The organism is Nocardioides sp. YR527 (assembly GCF_900101045.1).
In the GTDB taxonomy this organism is placed as follows: Bacteria; Actinomycetota; Actinomycetes; order Propionibacteriales; family Nocardioidaceae; genus Nocardioides.
Genome location: NZ_FNFN01000014.1, coordinates 1 through 17,577, shown reverse-complemented (window position 1 = coordinate 17,577; position 17,577 = coordinate 1). Strand labels below are relative to the sequence as shown.

General features: G+C 69.9%; 17 protein-coding genes and 1 riboswitch. Of the genes, 13 read left to right on the top strand and 4 right to left on the bottom strand.

Annotation, left to right across the window (positions count from 1 at the left end; translation table 11 throughout):
• The first annotated feature begins 14 nt into the window (after nt 1-14).
• Genes BLT25_RS28115 through BLT25_RS28105 form a run of 3 tightly spaced genes read left to right on the top strand, consistent with a single transcriptional unit; the run spans nt 15 to nt 4,390 of the window.
• On the top strand, nt 15-1,223 hold the full coding sequence (locus BLT25_RS28115; RefSeq protein ID WP_091052945.1) for an acetyl-CoA C-acetyltransferase: 1,209 nt from the start codon (nt 15-17) through the stop codon (nt 1,221-1,223).
• A gap of 19 nt (nt 1,224-1,242) precedes the next feature.
• On the top strand, nt 1,243-3,402 hold the full coding sequence (locus BLT25_RS28110) for a 3-hydroxyacyl-CoA dehydrogenase NAD-binding domain-containing protein (RefSeq protein WP_091052943.1): 2,160 nt from the start codon (nt 1,243-1,245) through the stop codon (nt 3,400-3,402).
• Nucleotides 3,395-4,390 carry an NAD(P)H-dependent flavin oxidoreductase gene (locus BLT25_RS28105; RefSeq protein WP_091052941.1) on the top strand — a complete coding sequence of 332 codons (996 nt, stop codon included), beginning with the start codon at nt 3,395-3,397 and terminating at the stop codon, nt 4,388-4,390. Before BLT25_RS28110 ends, BLT25_RS28105 begins: the two co-directional genes overlap by 8 nt.
• A 115-nt stretch (nt 4,391-4,505) precedes the next feature.
• Here BLT25_RS28105 and BLT25_RS28100 read toward each other — a convergent pair whose 3' ends face one another.
• Both BLT25_RS28100 and BLT25_RS30560 read right to left on the bottom strand, forming a co-directional pair.
• Nucleotides 4,506-5,096 (bottom strand): TetR/AcrR family transcriptional regulator, encoded by a 591-nt coding sequence (locus tag BLT25_RS28100; RefSeq protein WP_218131511.1) that lies wholly within the window; start codon nt 5,094-5,096, stop codon nt 4,506-4,508.
• Nucleotides 5,097-5,123: 27 nt separating this feature from the next.
• Nucleotides 5,124-5,435, bottom strand: coding sequence for a (2Fe-2S)-binding protein (locus tag BLT25_RS30560; RefSeq protein WP_256328847.1), 312 nt, complete (start codon nt 5,433-5,435; stop codon nt 5,124-5,126).
• Between the two features lie 199 nt (nt 5,436-5,634).
• Here BLT25_RS30560 and BLT25_RS28090 point away from each other — a divergent pair, with 199 nt between their 5' ends.
• The 3 genes from BLT25_RS28090 to BLT25_RS28080 all read left to right on the top strand — a co-directional run bounded on the left by BLT25_RS28090 (nt 5,635) and on the right by BLT25_RS28080 (nt 9,245).
• Nucleotides 5,635-5,868 carry a hypothetical protein gene (locus BLT25_RS28090; RefSeq protein ID WP_091052938.1) on the top strand — a complete coding sequence of 78 codons (234 nt, stop codon included), beginning with the start codon at nt 5,635-5,637 and terminating at the stop codon, nt 5,866-5,868.
• 288 nt (nt 5,869-6,156) lie between these two features.
• Nucleotides 6,157-7,707, top strand: a complete 1,551-nt coding sequence (locus tag BLT25_RS28085; protein ID WP_091052936.1) for a long-chain-fatty-acid--CoA ligase — start codon at nt 6,157-6,159, stop codon at nt 7,705-7,707.
• Between the two features lie 8 nt (nt 7,708-7,715).
• Nucleotides 7,716-9,245, top strand: a complete 1,530-nt coding sequence (locus BLT25_RS28080) for an acyl-CoA synthetase (protein ID WP_091052934.1) — start codon at nt 7,716-7,718, stop codon at nt 9,243-9,245.
• Nucleotides 9,246-9,259: 14 nt separating this feature from the next.
• On the opposite strand, the gene BLT25_RS28075 is transcribed toward BLT25_RS28080, so the two are convergent.
• Nucleotides 9,260-10,105 carry a CPBP family intramembrane glutamic endopeptidase gene (locus BLT25_RS28075; RefSeq protein WP_091052932.1) on the bottom strand — a complete coding sequence of 282 codons (846 nt, stop codon included), beginning with the start codon at nt 10,103-10,105 and terminating at the stop codon, nt 9,260-9,262.
• A 137-nt stretch (nt 10,106-10,242) separates the two neighbouring features.
• Here BLT25_RS28075 and BLT25_RS28070 point away from each other — a divergent pair, with 137 nt between their 5' ends.
• The 7 genes from BLT25_RS28070 (at nt 10,243) to ribH (ending at nt 16,546) form a co-directional block, all read left to right on the top strand.
• Nucleotides 10,243-11,445 carry a sterol desaturase family protein gene (locus BLT25_RS28070; RefSeq protein ID WP_218131510.1) on the top strand — a complete coding sequence of 401 codons (1,203 nt, stop codon included), beginning with the start codon at nt 10,243-10,245 and terminating at the stop codon, nt 11,443-11,445.
• Between the two features lie 47 nt (nt 11,446-11,492).
• Nucleotides 11,493-12,134: an HAD family hydrolase gene (locus BLT25_RS28065; RefSeq protein WP_256328846.1), complete on the top strand. Its 642-nt coding sequence runs from the start codon at nt 11,493-11,495 to the stop codon at nt 12,132-12,134.
• A 28-nt stretch (nt 12,135-12,162) separates the two neighbouring features.
• Nucleotides 12,163-12,831 carry a ribulose-phosphate 3-epimerase gene (gene rpe, locus BLT25_RS28060; RefSeq protein WP_091052930.1) on the top strand — a complete coding sequence of 223 codons (669 nt, stop codon included), beginning with the start codon at nt 12,163-12,165 and terminating at the stop codon, nt 12,829-12,831.
• Between the two features lie 51 nt (nt 12,832-12,882).
• Nucleotides 12,883-13,029: riboswitch (FMN riboswitch) on the top strand.
• A gap of 103 nt (nt 13,030-13,132) precedes the next feature.
• A complete protein-coding gene (gene ribD, locus BLT25_RS28055; RefSeq protein ID WP_091053043.1) occupies nt 13,133-14,191 on the top strand; it encodes a bifunctional diaminohydroxyphosphoribosylaminopyrimidine deaminase/5-amino-6-(5-phosphoribosylamino)uracil reductase RibD in 1,059 nt (352 codons plus the stop codon).
• Nucleotides 14,191-14,787, top strand: coding sequence for a riboflavin synthase (locus BLT25_RS28050; RefSeq protein WP_091052928.1), 597 nt, complete (start codon nt 14,191-14,193; stop codon nt 14,785-14,787). The genes ribD and BLT25_RS28050 overlap by 1 nt, the downstream gene beginning before the upstream one ends.
• Nucleotides 14,784-16,067, top strand: a complete 1,284-nt coding sequence (locus tag BLT25_RS28045; protein ID WP_371113358.1) for a bifunctional 3,4-dihydroxy-2-butanone-4-phosphate synthase/GTP cyclohydrolase II — start codon at nt 14,784-14,786, stop codon at nt 16,065-16,067. Before BLT25_RS28050 ends, BLT25_RS28045 begins: the two co-directional genes overlap by 4 nt.
• Nucleotides 16,064-16,546 carry a 6,7-dimethyl-8-ribityllumazine synthase gene (gene ribH / locus BLT25_RS28040; protein WP_091052926.1) on the top strand — a complete coding sequence of 161 codons (483 nt, stop codon included), beginning with the start codon at nt 16,064-16,066 and terminating at the stop codon, nt 16,544-16,546. The genes BLT25_RS28045 and ribH overlap by 4 nt, the downstream gene beginning before the upstream one ends.
• Nucleotides 16,547-16,560: 14 nt before the next feature.
• Here the strand turns inward: ribH and BLT25_RS28035 are convergent, their stop codons facing one another.
• On the bottom strand, nt 16,561-17,169 hold the full coding sequence (locus BLT25_RS28035) for a class I SAM-dependent methyltransferase (protein WP_091052924.1): 609 nt from the start codon (nt 17,167-17,169) through the stop codon (nt 16,561-16,563).
• Nucleotides 17,170-17,577: the final 408 nt, after the last annotated feature.

Below are 17,577 nucleotides of genomic sequence, written 5' to 3'. Positions count from 1 at the left end.
CGAAAGGGGCATCCGTGTCCGACGCCTTCATCTACGACGCCGTCCGTACGCCACGTGGCAAGAACCGCGGCGGCGCCCTGCACGGCACCAAGCCGGTCGACCTGGTGGTCGGCCTGATCGATGCGATCCGTGAGCGCAACCCGGGCCTCGACCCGAGCGTGGTCGACGACATCGTCCTCGGTGTCGTGTCCCCGGTCGGGGAGCAGGGCGGCGACATCGCCCGCACCGCCGCCATGGTCGCCGGTCTTCCCGAGACCGTCGCCGGAGTGCAGGTCAACCGGTTCTGCGCCTCCGGCCTGGAAGCGGTCAACCTGGCCGCCCAGAAGGTCGCCTCCGGGTTCGAGACCCTCGTCCTCGCCGGCGGAGTCGAGTCGATGTCCCGGGTGCCGATCGGTTCCGACGGCGGAGCGTACGCCCAGGACCCGACCACCTCCTACGACGCCTACTTCGTGCCCCAGGGCATCGGCGCCGACCTGATCGCGACGATCGAGGGCTTCTCCCGCGAGGACGTCGACGCCTACGCCGCCCGCTCCCAGGAGCGCGCCGAGACCGCCTGGGCCGAGGGCCGGTTCGCGAAGTCGATCGTGCCGGTCAAGGACGTCAACGGCGTCACCCTGCTCGACACCGACGAGCACCGCCGCGCCGGCACGACGGTCGACTCGCTCGGCGCCCTGAAGGCGTCCTTCGCGGCGGCAGGCGAGCAGGCCGGCTACGACGCGGTGGCGCTGCAGAAGTACCACTGGATCGAGAAGGTCGACCACGTCCACCACGCCGGCAACAGCTCCGGCATCGTCGATGGCGCCGCCCTGGTCCTGATCGGCAACGCCGAGGTGGGGGAGCGGCTCGGGCTGACCCCGCGGGCCCGGATCGTGGCGACCGCCGTGACCGGCTCCGACCCGACCATCATGCTCACCGGTCCGACCCCGGCGACCGAGAAGGCGCTCGCGAAGGCCAACCTCACCGTCGACGACATCGACCTGTTCGAGCTCAACGAGGCCTTCGCCGCCGTGGTCATGAAGTGGCAGAGCGACCTGAAGATCCCGGACGAGAAGGTCAACGTCAATGGTGGCGCCATCGCCCTGGGCCACCCGCTGGGCGCCACCGGCGCCATGATCCTCGGCACCGTGCTCGACGAGCTCGAGCGCACCGGCGGCCGCCGCGGCCTGGCCACGCTGTGCGTCGGAGCCGGCATGGGCATCGCCACCATCATCGAGCGCGTCTGACGAGAAGGAGACACACCCCATGAGCAAGTCCGGGATCCGCTACGAGCGCGGCACCGACGGCATCGTCACCCTGACCCTCGACGACCCCGAGTCGGCGGTCAACACCATGAACGACGCGTTCATGATCGGCCTCGAGGAGGTCGTCACCCGCCTGGAGGCCGAGCATGACGACGTCACCGGCGTGCTGCTGACCAGCGCCAAGAAGTCCTTCTTCGCCGGCGGCGACCTCAACCGGCTCCGCGCCGGCGACGCCTCGCGCGCCGCCGAGGAGACCGCCTACATCGACCGGATGAAGGGCTGGATGCGGCGCCTGGAGACCAACGGCCGTCCGGTCGTCGCTCTGCTGGGCGGCACCGCGCTGGGCGGCGGGCTCGAGGTCGCCCTGTGCGCCCACCACCGCATCGCGGTCGAGGACCGCTCCAGCCGGTTCGGCGTGCCGGAGGTGAGCCTCGGGCTGCTGCCCGGCGGCGGCGGCATCTCCCGCATGGTCCGGATGTTCGGCCTGGCCAAGGCGCTGCAGGAGGTGATCCTGCCGGCGACCAGGTTCACCGCCCGCCAGGCTCTCGAGGTCGGCATCGTCGACGAGCTCGTCGCCGACGCGACCGAGCTGGAGACCCGGGCACGGCAGTGGATCGCCGAGAACCCGGCACCGGTCAAGCCGTGGGATCAGAAGGGCTTCCGGCTGCCCGGGGGAGACGTACGCAGTCCCGGCGTCTCCGGCATGCTGCCAGCCCTGCCCGCGCTGCTGCGCAAGCAGCTCAAGGGTGCCCCGATGCCCGCGCCCCGGGCCGCTCTCGCGGCCGCGGTCGAGGGGGCGTACGTCGACTTCGACACCTCCTCGAAGATCGAGACCCGCTACCTGGTCAGCCTGACCAACGGCCAGGTCGCCAAGAACATGATCAAGGCCTTCTTCTTCGACCAGCAGCACATCACCGACGGCGCCAGCCGCCCCGAGGGCTACGAGCGTTTCCAGGCTCGCAAGGTCGGGGTAATCGGCGCCGGGATGATGGGCGCCGCGATCGCCTACGTCTGCGCCAAGGTGGGCATCGACGTGGTGCTCAAGGACGTCAGCGCCGAGGCGGCCGAGAAGGGCAAGGACTACGCCCGCGCCCTGGAGGCCAAGGCGCTCGCCAAGGGACGTACGACCCAGGAGAAGTCGGAGGCCCTGCTCGCCCGGATCATCGCCACCGGCGACCCTGCCGACTTCGAGGGTGTCGACTTCGTCGTCGAGGCGGTCTTCGAGTCCGTCGAGGTCAAGCAGGGGGTCTTCCAGGAGATCCAGGAGATCGTCGAGCCCGACGCGGTTCTGGGCTCCAACACCTCGACGCTGCCGATCACCGTGATCGCGGAGGGCGTCAAGCGCTCCGAGGACTTCATCGGCATCCACTTCTTCAGCCCCGTCGACAAGATGCCGCTGGTCGAGATCGTCCGCGGCGAGCAGACCTCGGACGCGACCCTGGCCAAGGTCTTCGACTTCGTCCTGCAGATCCGCAAGACCCCGATCGTGGTCAACGACTCCCGCGGCTTCTTCACCTCCCGGGTGATCGGCCGGTTCATCGACGAGGCCGTCGCGGCCGTCGGCGAGGGCGTCGAGCCGGTCAGTGTCGAGCAGGCCGCGCTCCAGGCCGGCTACCCGGCCGGGGCGCTGCAGCTTCTCGACGAGCTCACCTTGACCCTGCCGCGCAAGATCCGGCTCGAGACCCGAGCCGCCACCGAGGCCGAGGGCGGTGTCTGGATCGAGCACCCCGCCGAGGCGGTCTCGGACTGGATGGTCGAGCAGGGCCGCACCGGCCGCAAGGACGGCGCCGGCTGGTACGACTACGCCGAGGGCAAGCGCGCCGGCATCTGGCCGGGCGTACGCGAGCACTACGGCTCCGGCCGGACCCAGCTGCCGCTGAGGGACCTGCAGGAGCGGATGCTCTTCGCCGAGACGCTCGACACCATCGCCTGCCTCGACGCGGGCGTGCTCACCAGCGTCGCCGATGCCAACGTCGGCTCGATCCTCGGCATCGGCTTCCCGGCCTGGACCGGCGGCGTGCTGCAGTACGCCAACCAGTACGACGGCGGCCTGCCCGGCTTCGTCGCCCGCTGTCACGAGCTGGCCGAGGCGTACGGCGAGCGGTTCCTGCCGCCCGCCTCGCTGGTCGAGCGAGCCGAGAAGGGGGAGCTCTATGAGTGAGCTCCTGCCCGGGGTCCGGCTCGGCACCCGGTTCACCGAGCTGGTCGGCATCGACCACCCGGTGGTGCAGGGCGGGATGATGTGGGTCGGCCGCGCGGAGCTGGCGGCGGCCGTCTCCGAGGCCGGCGGACTGGGCATCATCACCGCGCTGACCCAGCCCACGCCGGCCGACCTGGCGCTGGAGATCGAGCGGACCCGGAAGCTCACCGAGAAGCCGTTCGGGGTCAACCTGACCATCCTGCCCTCGATCAACCCGCCGCCCTACGACGAGTACCGGCGCGCGATCGTCGACTCCGGCGTCACGATCGTCGAGACCGCGGGATCCAGCCCCGAGCCGCACATGGAGTTCTTCGCCGAGCACGGGGTGACCGTGATCCACAAGTGCACCAGCGTCCGGCACGCGGTGAAGGCGCAGAAGGTCGGTGTCGCGGCGGTCTCGATCGACGGCTTCGAGTGCGCCGGTCACCCGGGCGAGGACGATGTCCCCGGTCTGGTGCTGGTGCCGGCGGCCGCCGACGCGCTGACCATCCCGTTCATCGCATCGGGCGGCTTCGCCGACGGCCGCGGCCTGGCTGCGGCTCTGGTGCTCGGCGCCGACGGCGTCAACATGGGCACCCGGTTCCTGTGCTCGCAGGAGTCGCCGGTCGCGGAGTCGGTCAAGGACCAGATCGTCGCCAACAGCGAGCTCGACACCAACCTGATCTTCCGGCCGTTGCGCAACACCGCGCGGGTCGCGAAGAACGCGGTCAGCGACGAGGTCGTACGCATCCTCGAGGAGGGCGGGACGTTCCCCGACGTGCAGTCCCTCGTCGCCGGTGCTCGCGGGCGCCTGGTCTTCGAGGAGGGCGACCTGGACGCCGGGATCTGGTCCACGGGCCTGTGCCAGGGCCTCATCCGCGACATCCCGCCAGCGGGCCAGATCGTCACCCGGATCGTGGCCGAGGCTCAGGAGGTGCTGACCCGGGCGGCGGCCCGCTTCCAGCGCTGACACCGCCGAGTCGGCTCATCCTCACCAAGACCGACGCCGAGTCGGCTCGTCATGACGAGCCGACTCGGCGTCTCGAGGCGTACGAACCAGCCGACTCGGCCGGTCAGGTCACCGGTCAGGGGCCGGTGACCGTCCGTCGCACCATGTCCTGGGCGACGGCGATGACCTCCTCGAGGCTGCGGGTCTCGGGCCGCCACCACTCCACGACCCAGTTCATCGCACCGAGCAGGAGCATCCGGAAGGTCGTGATGTCGAGGTCGTCCCGGATCGCGCCCTCCTTCTTCGCCTCGTCGAAGAGGTCGCGCCAGATGTGGCTGTAGAGCGACTCCTCGGCCGCCGGCCGGTCCCGCAGCGCCTCGGGCACGTGCCGGGCGTTGCGGATCGAGGCGGTCGCGTAGTCGGAGATCTCCAGCTCGTAGCGGAGGTGGGCGTCGACCGCGGTCATGATCCGGTCGAGAGGAGCACTGCCGTCGGGGAGCGCCGCGACGGCCTCCTCGACGTGGACGCGTACGTCGTGCGCGCCCGACCACATGACCTCCTCGACCAGCTCGTCGCGGGAGGCGAAGTAGTAGTAGATCGCCGGCGCCTGGACCCCGGCCACCTCCGCGACCTCGCCCAGGCGCATACCGGCGTATCCTCTCTGTGAGAGCACGGTCGCCGCCGCGTCCAGGATGCGTTTGCGGGTCTTCTCGGACTTCGATGCCACGGGCGAAATTCTAATACAGATTCAGTTTTATGGCATCCGGGCGGCGCCGTCGGCGATCGCCTGGCGGATCCGCGGGTAGGTGCCGCAGCGGCAGATGTTGCGGATCGTGTCCAGGTCGGCGTCGGTGAGGGTGCGACCTTCGGCCGAGACGCGCCGCACCAGGTCGGCGGCGGCCATGATCTGGCCGGGCTGGCAGTAGCCGCACTGGGCGACGTCGTGCTCGAGCCACGCCTGCTGCATCGGGTGCAGCCCCTCGGGACCCTCGCCGACGGTGGCGGGGAGCCCTTCGATCGTGGTGACTCGTCGTCCGGCCCCAGGTCGGCCACCGGGACCGCGCACGGGTTGAACGCACGACCGTTGAGGTGGGAGGTGCAGGCCTTGCAGACGTTGATCCCGCAGCCGTACTTCGGGCCGGTGACGCCGAGCAGGTCGCGGAGCACCCAGAGCAGGCGTACGCGGTCCTCAGCCTCGACACTGATCTGCTCGCCGTTGACCCGGAAGGTGTGGGTGGGCACGTGGCTCCCGGGTCGGTCGCAGTGTGGCCGAGTGGGTCGACATGGTCGTCGCCCGCAAGGACGCCTGGCTGGCGGTCTCCGGGTTCCTCGGCGAGTCCCGCGACGAGGAGATCTCGGCGATCCTGGAGGACTACATCGAGCGCATGGTCGACCAGATCTGCGAGCTCGCCGGGCTGCACGCGGTCCGCGAGCACCCGGCCGTACGGACCGCCCTGCACGGCTACTCCGCCTTCGCGACCACCGTCACCCGGCGCTGACCGAGGAGTCCGCCCCCGCCTGACCCCGCCGAGCCGGCTCGTTCTGACCGAGATTCGCGTCGAGTCGGCTCGTTCTGACCGAGATTCGCGTCGAGTCGGCTCGTTCTGACCGAGATTCGCGTCGAGTCGGCTCGTTCGAACGAGCCGACTCGGCTGCTTGTGCGGTGAGGACGAGCCGACTCGCCACGGGCTCCTTGTTGAGATGACCCTTGCGTGCGAATATGAATCTGTATTAAAAAATGCTGTGACGGAACCCACATCACGGTTCCGACTGGGAGAGGGAGATCGATGAGCGACCGAGTGACGCAGGCCCCGGCCTGGACGTTCCGCAGCCACTGGATGAGCCAGACCGCCGGGCACGCGGTGATGCGACCCGATGCGACGGCGCTGCGCTTTCTCGGGGTGAACACCACCTGGAAGCAGCTCCACGAGCGCTCGCTGCGCTTCGCCGGCGCATTGCGCGAGCGCGGCGTCGGGGAGGGCGACCGGGTGATCCTGCTGACCCTCAACCGGCCCGAGTTCGTCGAGGCGGTCTTCGGGATCAACAGCCTGGGAGCGATCGCGGTGCCGGTCAACGCCCGCCTGGCCCCGCCGGAGATCGCCGGGCTGGTCGAGGACAGCGGCGCGACCGTGATCGTGACCGAGCAGCTCCTCGCCCCGCTCGCCGCGGCCACCGCCGGTCTCGCCCCCGTGCTCGCGACCCGGATCGTCATCGGCGAGGCCGAGGGGATGGAGACGTACGAGAGCCTGGTCGAGGTGAGCGAGCCGATCGAGCTCGGCGACATCTCCGAGGACTCGGTCGCGCTGATCATGTACACCTCGGGCACCACCGGGAAGCCCAAGGGCGCGATGTTGACGCATCACAACATGCAGATGCAGGCGCTGACCTGCATCCGGTGCAACGACCTCGGTGACGAGTCCGACATCGCGTTCATGACCGCGCCGTTCTTCCACATCGCCGGCCTCGGCTCGCTCGCTGCCAACTTCCTGCTCGGCATCCCGAGCGTGATCCATCCGCTCGGCGCCTTCGACGCGGGCGAGGTCGTCGACGCCTGGGAGCGCGAGGGCGCGACCGTCGTCTTCAACGTGCCCCAGCAGTGGCAGGCCATCTGTGCGCTGCCGGGCATCAAGGAGCGCGACCTGAAGCTGCGCATCATCTCCTGGGGCGCAGCCCCGGCCTCGGAGACCCTGCTCAAGGCGATGGCCGACACCTTCCCCTCCGCCCTGAACGTCGCTGTCTTCGGGCAGACCGAGACCTCGCCGATCACCTGCGTGCTGCGCGGGGAGGAGTCGCTGCGCAAGCTCGGCTCGGTCGGACGCCCGATCCCCACCATCCAGTACCGGATCGTCGACGGCGAGATGAACGACGTGCCCGTCGGGGAGGTCGGCGAGATCGTCTACCGCGGCCCTTCGGTCACCCAGGGCTACTGGAACAACATCGGGGCCACCGAGAAGGCGTACGTCGGTGGCTGGTTCCACTCCGGCGACCTGGTCCGCCAGGACGAGGAGGGCTTCGTCTGGGTCGTGGACCGGGCCAAGGACATGATCATCAGCGGCGGCGAGAACATCTACAGCGCCGAGGTCGAGAACGCCATCCACGCCCACCCGGCGGTTCTCGAGGCGGCGGTCATCGGCCGTCCCGACGAGAAGTGGGGCGAGGTGCCGGTGGCGCACGTCGCGCTCAAGCCGGGCGAGAGCCTCGATCTCGAAGGGCTCAACGAGTTCCTGACCACCCGACTGGCCCGGTTCAAGCTCCCCAAGGACCTCGTCGTGCTCGAGGTCCTGCCCCGCAACGCGGGCGGCAAGGTGCGCAAGACCGAGCTGCGGACCCAGGGCTGAGGTCGGCCGTGTTCCCCGCGGTCTGGGCCGCACGCACCCCCGAGAAGCCCGCCATCGTGATGGCGGGCTCGGGGCGGGTGCTCACCTACCAGGAGCTGGAGGACCGCAGCCTCCGGCTGGCGCGTCACCTGCGGGCATGCGGGCTGGAGCATGGCGACGTCGTCGCGCTGCTGACCGACAACCGGCCCGAGGCCTACGAGGTCTACTGGGCGGCCCTGCGCTCCGGGCTCTACGTCACGGCCGTCAACAGCCACCTCGCCGCCGACGAGGTCGCCTACATCGTCACCGACTGCGGGGCGAAGGCGCTGGTGGTCTCGGCGGACGTACCCGCCGCCGCGACGCTGGAGGTCGAGGTGGCCGACCGGCTGGCTTACGGCGGCGAGGTGGCCGGATACGCCTCCTACGAGGAGGCGCTGGCGGCCGCCGGTGACGAGCCGATCGCCGAGTCCCATGGCGACGACCTGCTCTACTCCTCGGGCACCACCGGCCGCCCGAAGGGGATCAGGTCGCCGCTGCCGGAGATCGCGGTCGGAGAGCCGGGATACGTCTACCCGCTCGTCTTCGGCACGACGTACGCCTTCGACGACTCCTCGGTCTACCTCTCGCCCGCGCCGGTCTACCATGCCGCGCCGCTGCGGTTCGGCGGTGTGGTGCACGCCTACGGCGGCACCCTGGTGATGATGGAGCGCTTCGACGCCGAGCAGGCGCTCGCCGCGATCGCGCGCCACGGCGTCACCCACACCCAGATGGTGCCGACGATGTTCGTGCGGATGCTCAAGCTGCCCGAGGACGTACGTGCCTCATACGACATCTCCTCGCTGCAGTGCGTGGTCCACGCCGCGGCGCCCTGCCCGGTCGAGGTCAAGCGCCGGATGATCGAGTGGTTCGGGCCGATCATCGAGGAGTACTACGCCTCCACCGAGGGCATGGGCGCGACCGCGATCGACTCCGCGACCTGGCTCGAGCACCCCGGCTCCGTCGGCCGGCCGATCATCGGCATCCCGCACATCGTCGGCGAGGGCGGAGACGAGGTCGGTCCTGGCGAGGTCGGCGCGATCTACTTCGAGCGCAACGACCGCAGCTTCGCCTACCTCGGCGACGCCACCAAGACCGATGCCGCCAAGCACCCGGAGCATCCGTCGTGGACGACGGTCGGCGACGTCGGCTACCTCGACGAGGACGGCTTCCTCTATCTCACCGACCGGGTCGCGTTCACCATCATCAGCGGCGGGGTGAACATCTATCCGCAGGAGATCGAGGACCTCTTCAGCCTCCATCCGGCCGTCGCCGACATCGCCGTCATCGGCGTCCCCGATGAGGAGATGGGGGAGCGGGTCGCCGCCTTCGTTCAGGCGGCGCCCGGGGTCGATCCGTCGCCGGAGCTGGCCGCGGAGCTGACCGGGCACGCCCGCGACCGCATCGCCCACTACAAGGTGCCCCGCGAGATCCACTTCCGCGACTCGTTGCCGCGCACCCCGACCGGGAAGATGGTCAAGAGGCGGCTCGTTCCGGATCCTCAGGAGGGCGAGCCGCGCTGAGTCCGCCGGAGAGGTCAGGCTCCGGGGACCTCCGCCCGGGCGGAGGGCGACACCCTGCCGCGGACGAGGAAGGCGGCGACCAGCGCGAACACGACCAGCACGACGGTGAGCGTCGTGGCGATCATCGCGGTCTCCCCACCGCCCTGGCCGGCACCGGCCTCGTCGAGGCCGCCCGCGGCCAGGATCGTCGTCGGGTCGGTGAGGGCGTGCAGCACGATCGCCGCCCAGATGGTCCCGGTGACGCGCATGGTGAGGTACATGCACATGCCGAACCCGAACGTGTAGACGACCGTGACCGCGACCGTCGTGGCCGCCATCCCCGAGAAGATGTTCACGGTGTGCATGAGCGCGAACAGCAGCGAGGACCCGACGGCGACGAAGACCTCGGGGTGCCCGGCGTCGCGAAGGATCTTGACCGCGACGCCCCGGGTCGCGATCTCCTCGGCGAGGCCCACACAGAGGCCGACGAAGGCGAGCGCGGCGATCTGGCCTCCGCTCCAGCGGCCCCAGTCGATCCCGATGACGTGCGCGACGATGGCCGCCACGATCAGGGCCGGCGCGATCCACATCCAGGCCCGCCCACGGATCGGCTGTGGCCCGAAGATGGCGCTGAGCCAGCCGACACGGGCGGCGAAGACCAGCAGCGCGATCGCACCGACGGCGATCGCGAGCGCGATCCCGAACACGATGCTGGAGGGGTCGGCCAGCACGTCGTCGTCGTTGATCTGGCCGCCGAACAGCCGGCCGATGAGCTGGCCCACGGCCAGGTAGAACGCGAGATAGGCCACGATGAAGAGCACGGCCTTCCAGGCGGCGGCGCGCTCCCAGAACCCAGCGTCCGGCGACGCACTCTTTCCCATGCGTCGAAGTCTCGCAGAGATTTCCGGACCCGGTGCGGATCTGGGGGAGTCGACACGACGCGCCGTCGTCGACGGGCACGCATCGATTGAGTACGTGGGCTCAGGCGCGGGCGGCGGGCAATGACAAGACTGCTGCCATGCCCGAGACCATGCCCACGACCGAGACCGAGGTCGAGACCGAAGTCGAGACGCGATCCGGGACCGAAGCCGCCCCGCGCCGGCCGCGCTTCGCCCTGCTGCGCCACCACCTGCTCGCGCCCGCCGCCTCGTGCTTCCTGGGCGTCCTGAGCCTGGCCACGGTGCTCTGCTTCCACTTCCCCGAGCTGCTGACCAGCCGCGAGTTCCGCGCCGTCTACACCGAGGACTTCGCTCGTACGCTGCTCCTGATCGGCCTCGCGACCGCGTTCTTCGCGGGCACGATCGCGGTGCTGCGCGACCAGCACAAGCGGCTGGCGTTCGTCGGCGTGGGGACGGCGACCGTCGCCGTGCTGCTCGGCGGCACCGAGGTGCCGTTCGACGGCCCGGTGGAGGACACTCCGTTCTCGCTCGGTCTCGACTGGTTCGTGCTCGCCCTCTTCTTCTCCGCGCTGGTCTTCATCCCGCTCGAGCACGCCTTCGCCCGGCGTCCGGTGCCGGTCTTCCGGCCCGGGTGGCGCACGGACGCGGGCTACTTCTTCATGAGCCACGTCCTCGTTCAGCTCATCCTGATCCTGGTCACCACCTCGACGTCGCTGGTCGTCTCGACGGTGAAGGTGCCGGGCGTGCAGGCGTGGATCCAGGACCTGCCGTTCGTGGTGGCGTTCCTGCTGGCGGTGTTCCTCGCCGACCTCGCCCAGGCGGTGCTGCACCGCTGCTACCACCGGATCATGGTGCTGTGGCGCTTCCACGCGGTGCACCACTCCAGCCCCGAGCTCGACTGGCTGGCCGGCTCGCGGGTGCACTTCGTCGAGACCGTGCTGACCCGCAGCATCGTGCTGCTGCCGCTGCTGTTCCTGGGCTTCTCGACCTCGGTCGTCAACGCGTATGCCGTGCTCGTCGGCATCCAGGCGGTCGTCGCGCACGCCAACCTCGGCATCCGGTTCGGCTTTCTCGAATATCTGATCGTCCTGCCCCGCTACCACCACTGGCACCACGCCCGGCACCTCGACTACTGGGATCGCAACTACGCCATCCACCTGCCCGTGATCGACATGCTGATGGGCTCCTTCAAGCTACCCCGCGACGGCAGCTGGCCCGAGGAGTACGGCGTCCTCAAGCGCGAGACCGTCCCGGTTGGCATCCTCGCCCAGCACGTCGCCCCGTTCCTCGGCCAGCGCACCTTCGACGAGTACGTCCGCTGACGCGGCGGGAAGCGCTCGGGCAAAGACGCTGTGGCAAGATTCCCGCCATGAAACCCGCGGCTGTTCTCATGGACATGGACGGCACCCTGGTCGACACCGAGCCCTACTGGATCGCGGCGGAGTACGCGATCGCAGAGCGCTTCGGAACGACGTGGTCCGAGGAGCAGGCGATGGAGCTGGTCGGCAACGCGCTGATCGAGTCGGCTCGGCTGGTCAAGGAGGGGATGGGCCTTCCGCACGAGCCCGAGGAGATCGTCGAGATGCTCCTGGACGGCGTGGTCGAACAGGTCGAGCGCGAGGTGCCGTGGCGCCCGGGAGCGCGCGAGCTGCTCACCGACCTGTTCGAGCAGGGTGTGCCGTGCGCGCTGGTGACGATGTCGTACGCCCGGTTCGTCGGCCCCATCCTCCAGCAGCTTCCCGAGGGCACCTTCAAGGTGATCGTCACCGGGGACATGGTGCGCAACGGCAAGCCCCACCCCGAGCCCTACCTCACCGCGGCCGCCGCTCTCGGCGTCGCGGCCGAGGACACCATCGCGGTGGAGGACTCCAACACCGGAGCCCGCTCCGCCGAGGCCGCCGGATGCACGGTCCTGGTCGTTGAGAACCATGTCCCCGTCGCCCCCGGCGAGCGCCGGGTCTTCCGCGACACGCTCGAGGGAATGACGTACGCAGACCTGGCTGCCCTCTGAGCGCTCGGGGTCATCTAGGGTGCCTTCCGTGGGCCACATCCAGATCACTCCGTCCATCCTCAACGCCGACTTCGCCGCCCTCGGGGCCGAGGTCGCCCGGATCCCCAGCGCCGACTGGATCCACGTCGACGTGATGGACAACCACTTCGTGCCCAACCTGACCTTCGGTCCGACGATGGTCGAGGCGATCGCGCGGTCCACGTCGGTGCCGCTCGACGCCCACCTGATGATCGAGAACGCCGACCGCGAGGCGCCGGCCTATGTCGAGGCCGGCTGCGGCTCGGTGACCTTCCATGTCGAAGCCACCAAGGCCCCGGTCCGGTTGGCCCGCGAGATCCGCGCCAAGGGAGCCCGCGCCTCGATGGCGCTCAAGCCGGCGACCCCGATCGAGCCGTACGAGGACATGCTGGCCGAGCTCGACATGGTGCTGCTGATGACCGTCGAGCCCGGTTTCGGCGGGCAGAAGTTCCTCGATCTGGTGCTGCCCAAGATTCGCCGGGCGCGGTCGATGATGGACAAGCACGGTGTCGAGACCTGGCTTCAGGTCGACGGTGGCGTCTCGCTGGAGACCATCGAGCGCTGCGCCGAGGCCGGTGCCGACGTCTTCGTCGCCGGCTCCGCCGTCTACTCGGCCGACGACCCGGACGCGATGATCAACGCGCTGCGGGACAAGGCCGTCTCAGCCTTCGACGCCTGATCAGGTGTCGTGCCACTCGTGTGGCACACTTGGTCGTAGACGAGCTTGTGCTCGCGTGCTCTGGGGTCGGTGAAATTCCGAGCCGGCGGTGACTGGACGAAAGTTCAGAAGTCCGCGACCCGATGACAGCCAGTCATCGGTTGACCAGGTGAAACTCCTGGACCGACGGTTAAAGTCCGGATGGGAAGACGCACGCAGCCCGATTCGTCGTGACCACCCTGATTCGACAGGGTGCGGCGCGATGTATCGAGCCTGACCCCCGGAGTCCGCGAGACGGACCAGAGGGGATCAGATGAAGTGCTTGGACCAGCGTGACCCGGAGCCGGGGGCGATGCGTCGCGCCCTGGATCTGGCCGCTGCGATCGGTGCCCCGGGGCCTGCCACCTATCCGAACCCTCGGGTGGGCTGCGTACTCCTGGGGGCGGAGGGGTCGATGATCGCCGAGGGGTTCCACCGGGGGCCCGGGACGGCGCACGCCGAGGTCGACGCCCTGGCGAAGGCCGGGGAGGCCGCGCGTGGGGCGACCGCTGTGGTCACGCTCGAGCCGTGCAACCACACCGGCCGCACCGGCCCGTGCTCGCAGGCGCTGATCGACGCCGGCGTCGCTCGCGTCGTCTACGCCCAGGCCGACCCCAACCCGGTCGCTGCCGGGGGAGCGGAGCGGTTGAAGGAGGCGGGGATCGACGTCGAGCAGGGCCTGTACGTCGCGGAGTCCCGCGACCTCAACCGGGTCTGGACCCGCGCGGCCGAGCTGCAGCGCCCCTACGTCACCTGGAAGTTCGCCACCACCCTCGACGGGCGCAGCGCCGCCGCCGACGGCACCTCGCGCTGGGTCTCCTCGCGCGCCGCGCGACTCGACACCCACAAGCTGCGGGCGCTGAGCGACACCATGCTGGTCGGGACCAACACGGTCGAGGTCGACGACCCCGCGCTGACGGTCCGTGACCTGGAGGACCGGCCGGTCGGCGTACAGCCTCTGCGGGCCGTCATGGGCGAGCGCGACGTCCCCGCGGACCGCCGGATCTTCGACGCCCAGGCTCCTTCTCTTCATCTCCGCACCCGCGACCCGCACTCGGCGCTGGCCGAGCTGTGGGAGCGGGAGCGCCGCCATGTCTTTCTCGAGGGCGGGCCGACGCTGGCCGCGGCCTTCCTGGACGCGGGCCTCGTGGACGAGATCGTCGTCTACGTCGCCCCGTTCCTGCTCGGCGCGGGCCGCTCGGCCGTCGCCGACCTCAAGATCACCACCATCTCCGACGCCTTCCGGCCGCGGGTGCGCTCTGTCGACGTGCTCGCACCGGCTGCTCCAGGCGAGGAGCCGAACGTGAGGTTCATTCTGGAACCACAGAAAGGGGAGCAGTGATGTTCACCGGGATTGTTGAGGAGCTCGGCACCGTCGCCGGGATCGAGGACCAGGGCGACGCCGTACGCCTGACCATCTCCGCGGCCACCGTGCTGTCGGACGCCGAGCTGGGAGCCTCCATCGCGGTCAACGGCTGCTGCCTGACCGTGGCCACGCTGGGGCCGGGCGAGTGGACGGCGGACGTGATGCTGGAGACGCTCAAGCGGACCAGCCTGCACGCGATCTCGGTCGGCGACCAGGTCAACCTGGAGCGCGCGGTCACGCCGACCACGCGGCTCGGTGGCCACATCGTCCAGGGGCACGTCGACGGAGTCGGGCGGGTCGTCTCGCGTGAGCCCAGCGAGCACTGGGAGGTCGTCACGATCTCCCTGGATCCGGAGCTGGCTCGCTATGTCGTCGAGAAGGGCTCGATCGCGGTCGACGGGATCAGCCTCACCGTCGTCTCGGTGAGCGACGAGTCGTTCACGGTCAGCCTCATCCCCGAGACCCTGGCGCGTACCTCGCTGGGGTTCCGGGCCGTCGGCGACGAGGTCAACCTCGAGACCGACATCATCGCCAAGCACGTCGAGAAGCTTCTGGGAGGGGTTCGGCCGTGAACATCGAGCACAGCAGTATCGAGAGCACCGAGCAGTACGTGGGGGTCCGGCTGGATCCGGTCGAGAACGCGATCGCCGACCTGGCGGCCGGGAAGCCGGTCGTGGTCGTCGACGACGAGGACCGGGAGAACGAGGGAGACCTGATCTTCTCCGCCGAGCTGGCGACCCCTGAGGTGATGGCGTTCGCGATCCGCTGGTCCTCCGGCGTGATCTGCGTGGCGCTGCCGGGCGAGCGGCTCGACGCCCTCGACCTGCCGCCGATGACTCGTGTCAACGAGGACCGCAAGCAGACGGCGTACGCGGTCTCGGTCGACGCCCGCGAGGGCGTCTCGACCGGCATCTCGGCCGCCGACCGGGCGCTCACGACCCGGCTGCTCGCCGGGCCTCACTCCGGGGCCGGGGACCTGACCCGGCCGGGGCACGTCTTCCCGCTGCGGGCACGCGAGGGCGGAGTGCTGGTGCGGGTCGGCCACACCGAGGCTGCGGTCGACCTGACCCGGCTGGCCGGGCTGGAGCCTGCCGGTGCGCTGGTCGAGCTGGTCAACGACGACGGCACCATGCAGCGCGCCCCGCAGCTGCGGGAGTTCGCCGACGAGCACGGTCTGGCGATGATCTCGATCGCCGACCTGGTCACCTACCGGCGGCGTACGGAGGTGCTGGTCGAGCGCAAGGCGTCGACCCGGCTGCCCACCGAGTTCGGTGACTTCACCGCGTACGGCTATCGCACCATCGACGACCAGGTCGAGCACGTCGCGCTGGTCTACGGCGACATCGCCGGATGCGACCCGGTGCTCGCGCGCGTGCACTCGGAGTGCCTGACCGGGGACGTCTTCGGGTCGCGGCGCTGCGACTGCGGGCCGCAGCTGCGCGAGGCTCTCTCGCGGATCGCGGAGGCGGGCTGCGGTGTGGTGGTCTACCTGCGCGGGCACGAGGGCCGCGGGATCGGGCTGCTCGCCAAGCTGCAGGCCTACCAGCTCCAGGACGGCGGTCGCGACACGGTCGACGCCAACCTCGACCTCGGACTGCCTGCCGACGCGCGCCACTACGGCGCCGCCTCGCAGATCCTGCGTGACCTCAAGGTCGACTCGGTGCGCCTGCTGACCAACAACCCCGAGAAGGTGAGCCACCTCGAGGCGTACGGTGTCGAGGTCGCCGAGCGGGTGCCGCTGACCCCGCGCCCCAACGAGCACAACCTCGCCTACCTGCTGACCAAGCGTGACCGGATGGGTCACGCGCTGCCCGATCTGTCCGGGCGCGATCTGAATGAGGAGAACCGATGAGTGGCAAGGGAGCCCCGGCCCCCGAGGTCGTCGACGCGAGCGACCTGCGGGTCGCCGTCGTGGCCGCGCGCTGGCACGACGAGGTCATGGCCGGCCTGCTGAACGGCGCCGAGCGGGCATTGAAGGACGCCGCCGTCGGCGGCCTGACCGTCGTCCGGGTCCCGGGCGCCTTCGAGCTCCCGGTCGCCGCGGCCGCGCTCGCCAAGTCGGGCTACGACGCCATCGTCGCGCTGGGTGTCGTCATCCGCGGCGGCACCCCGCACTTCGACTACGTCTGCTCGGCCGCGACCGACGGGCTGAACCGGGTCGCGATCGACCACGTGGTTCCGGTCGGTTTCGGTCTGCTGACCTGTGACAACGAGGAGCAGGCGCTCGACCGGGCCGGGCTCGAGGGGTCCAGCGAGGACAAGGGCTACGAGGCCGCCGCGGCGGCCATGGAGACCGCGCTCACCCTGCGCGACTGCGTACGCCACTACTGAGGCGCACCGACAGGTCACTCCGTGCGCGTCGCCACCAGATCACCCTGGCGGCGGCGCGCACCCGGGTCCTGGCGTGTCCTCGCCTGCGCGACGGTGAACCCGTGCGGTGCGAGCAGGTCGCCGAGGGCCCCAGGCGACCAGTAGTAGGCGGTGTGGACCGCGTGGTCGAACGCCTCGCCGGGCTCGCCGTCGAAGAAGCCGATCAGCGCGGATCCGCCAGGCGCGAGCACGCGGGCGAACTCGCCCAGGATCGCAGGCAGGTCGGCTGGTGGGGTGTGGATGATCGAATACCACGCCAGGATGCCGCCGATCGAGCGGTCGCCCAGCGGGAGCGCGGCGAGGTCCGCTCGCTGGAAGCTGGCGTCTCGATATCGCGCTCGTGCGGCGGTGACGAACTCGGCCGAGGCATCGAGGCCGACCACCTCGCGTACGCCGTTCGTGGTGAGCTCCTGGCTCCAGAGCCCAGGGCCGCAGCCGGCGTCCAGGAGACGGCCGGACGTGGTGTCTCGCCAGGTGGTGATCGTCTCTCGGTCGCGCTCGGCGAGCTGGTCGATCGTTCCGAACAGGTCGATGTACTCAGCTGCGCGGCTGTCGTAGGCTGCGCCGATCTCGGTCATGGTCATCGGTGACAGAGGGTAGCGGGTTCGGTTGCGCCTTTCCGGGGGTCGCTGGGGGAGCGGACGTGTGTCCGTTGGTCTCGTGCGGACTTCCAGCGCGGGTGGGGCCAATACGTTGTCTGGGTTGGGAGATTTCGAACCAGGGGGTCCGGGTTGGGTGCCATTTACCTGTCTTGCGCGCCTTCCAGCAGCGGTCTGGGCTTTGGTTGGGATACCTGTCCCTGATTGGGTTCACTGGTTTTGCTTTGTGTGGTAGGCTCGGCGCAGGCGTAAATGTGAAGGCCGACCACCTCGAAAGAGGCGTGCCCTATCCATCCGAGAGATATCGGGTGTGGGGTATTCCAGGGGATCCAGGGGCGTGCACGCTGAGCTGCGAGGGTAAGTAATAGCCCGTATCTGGCGGGCCTCCGAGAC

Excerpts from the sequence above, each read along its gene's own strand:
- BLT25_RS28110 (WP_091052943.1), top strand. The coding sequence starts at position 1,243 with ATGAGCAAGTCCGGGATCCGCTACGAGCGCGGCACCGACGGCATCGTC.
- BLT25_RS28105 (WP_091052941.1), top strand. The coding sequence starts at position 3,395 with ATGAGTGAGCTCCTGCCCGGGGTCCGGCTCGGCACCCGGTTCACCGAG.
- BLT25_RS28085 (WP_091052936.1), top strand. The coding sequence starts at position 6,157 with ATGAGCGACCGAGTGACGCAGGCCCCGGCCTGGACGTTCCGCAGCCAC.
- BLT25_RS28075 (WP_091052932.1), bottom strand. The coding sequence starts at position 10,105 with ATGGGAAAGAGTGCGTCGCCGGACGCTGGGTTCTGGGAGCGCGCCGCC.
- BLT25_RS28070 (WP_218131510.1), top strand. The coding sequence starts at position 10,243 with ATGCCCGAGACCATGCCCACGACCGAGACCGAGGTCGAGACCGAAGTC.
- BLT25_RS28065 (WP_256328846.1), top strand. The coding sequence starts at position 11,493 with ATGAAACCCGCGGCTGTTCTCATGGACATGGACGGCACCCTGGTCGAC.
- BLT25_RS28050 (WP_091052928.1), top strand. The coding sequence starts at position 14,191 with ATGTTCACCGGGATTGTTGAGGAGCTCGGCACCGTCGCCGGGATCGAG.
- ribH (WP_091052926.1), top strand. The coding sequence starts at position 16,064 with ATGAGTGGCAAGGGAGCCCCGGCCCCCGAGGTCGTCGACGCGAGCGAC.
- BLT25_RS28035 (WP_091052924.1), bottom strand. The coding sequence starts at position 17,169 with ATGACCATGACCGAGATCGGCGCAGCCTACGACAGCCGCGCAGCTGAG.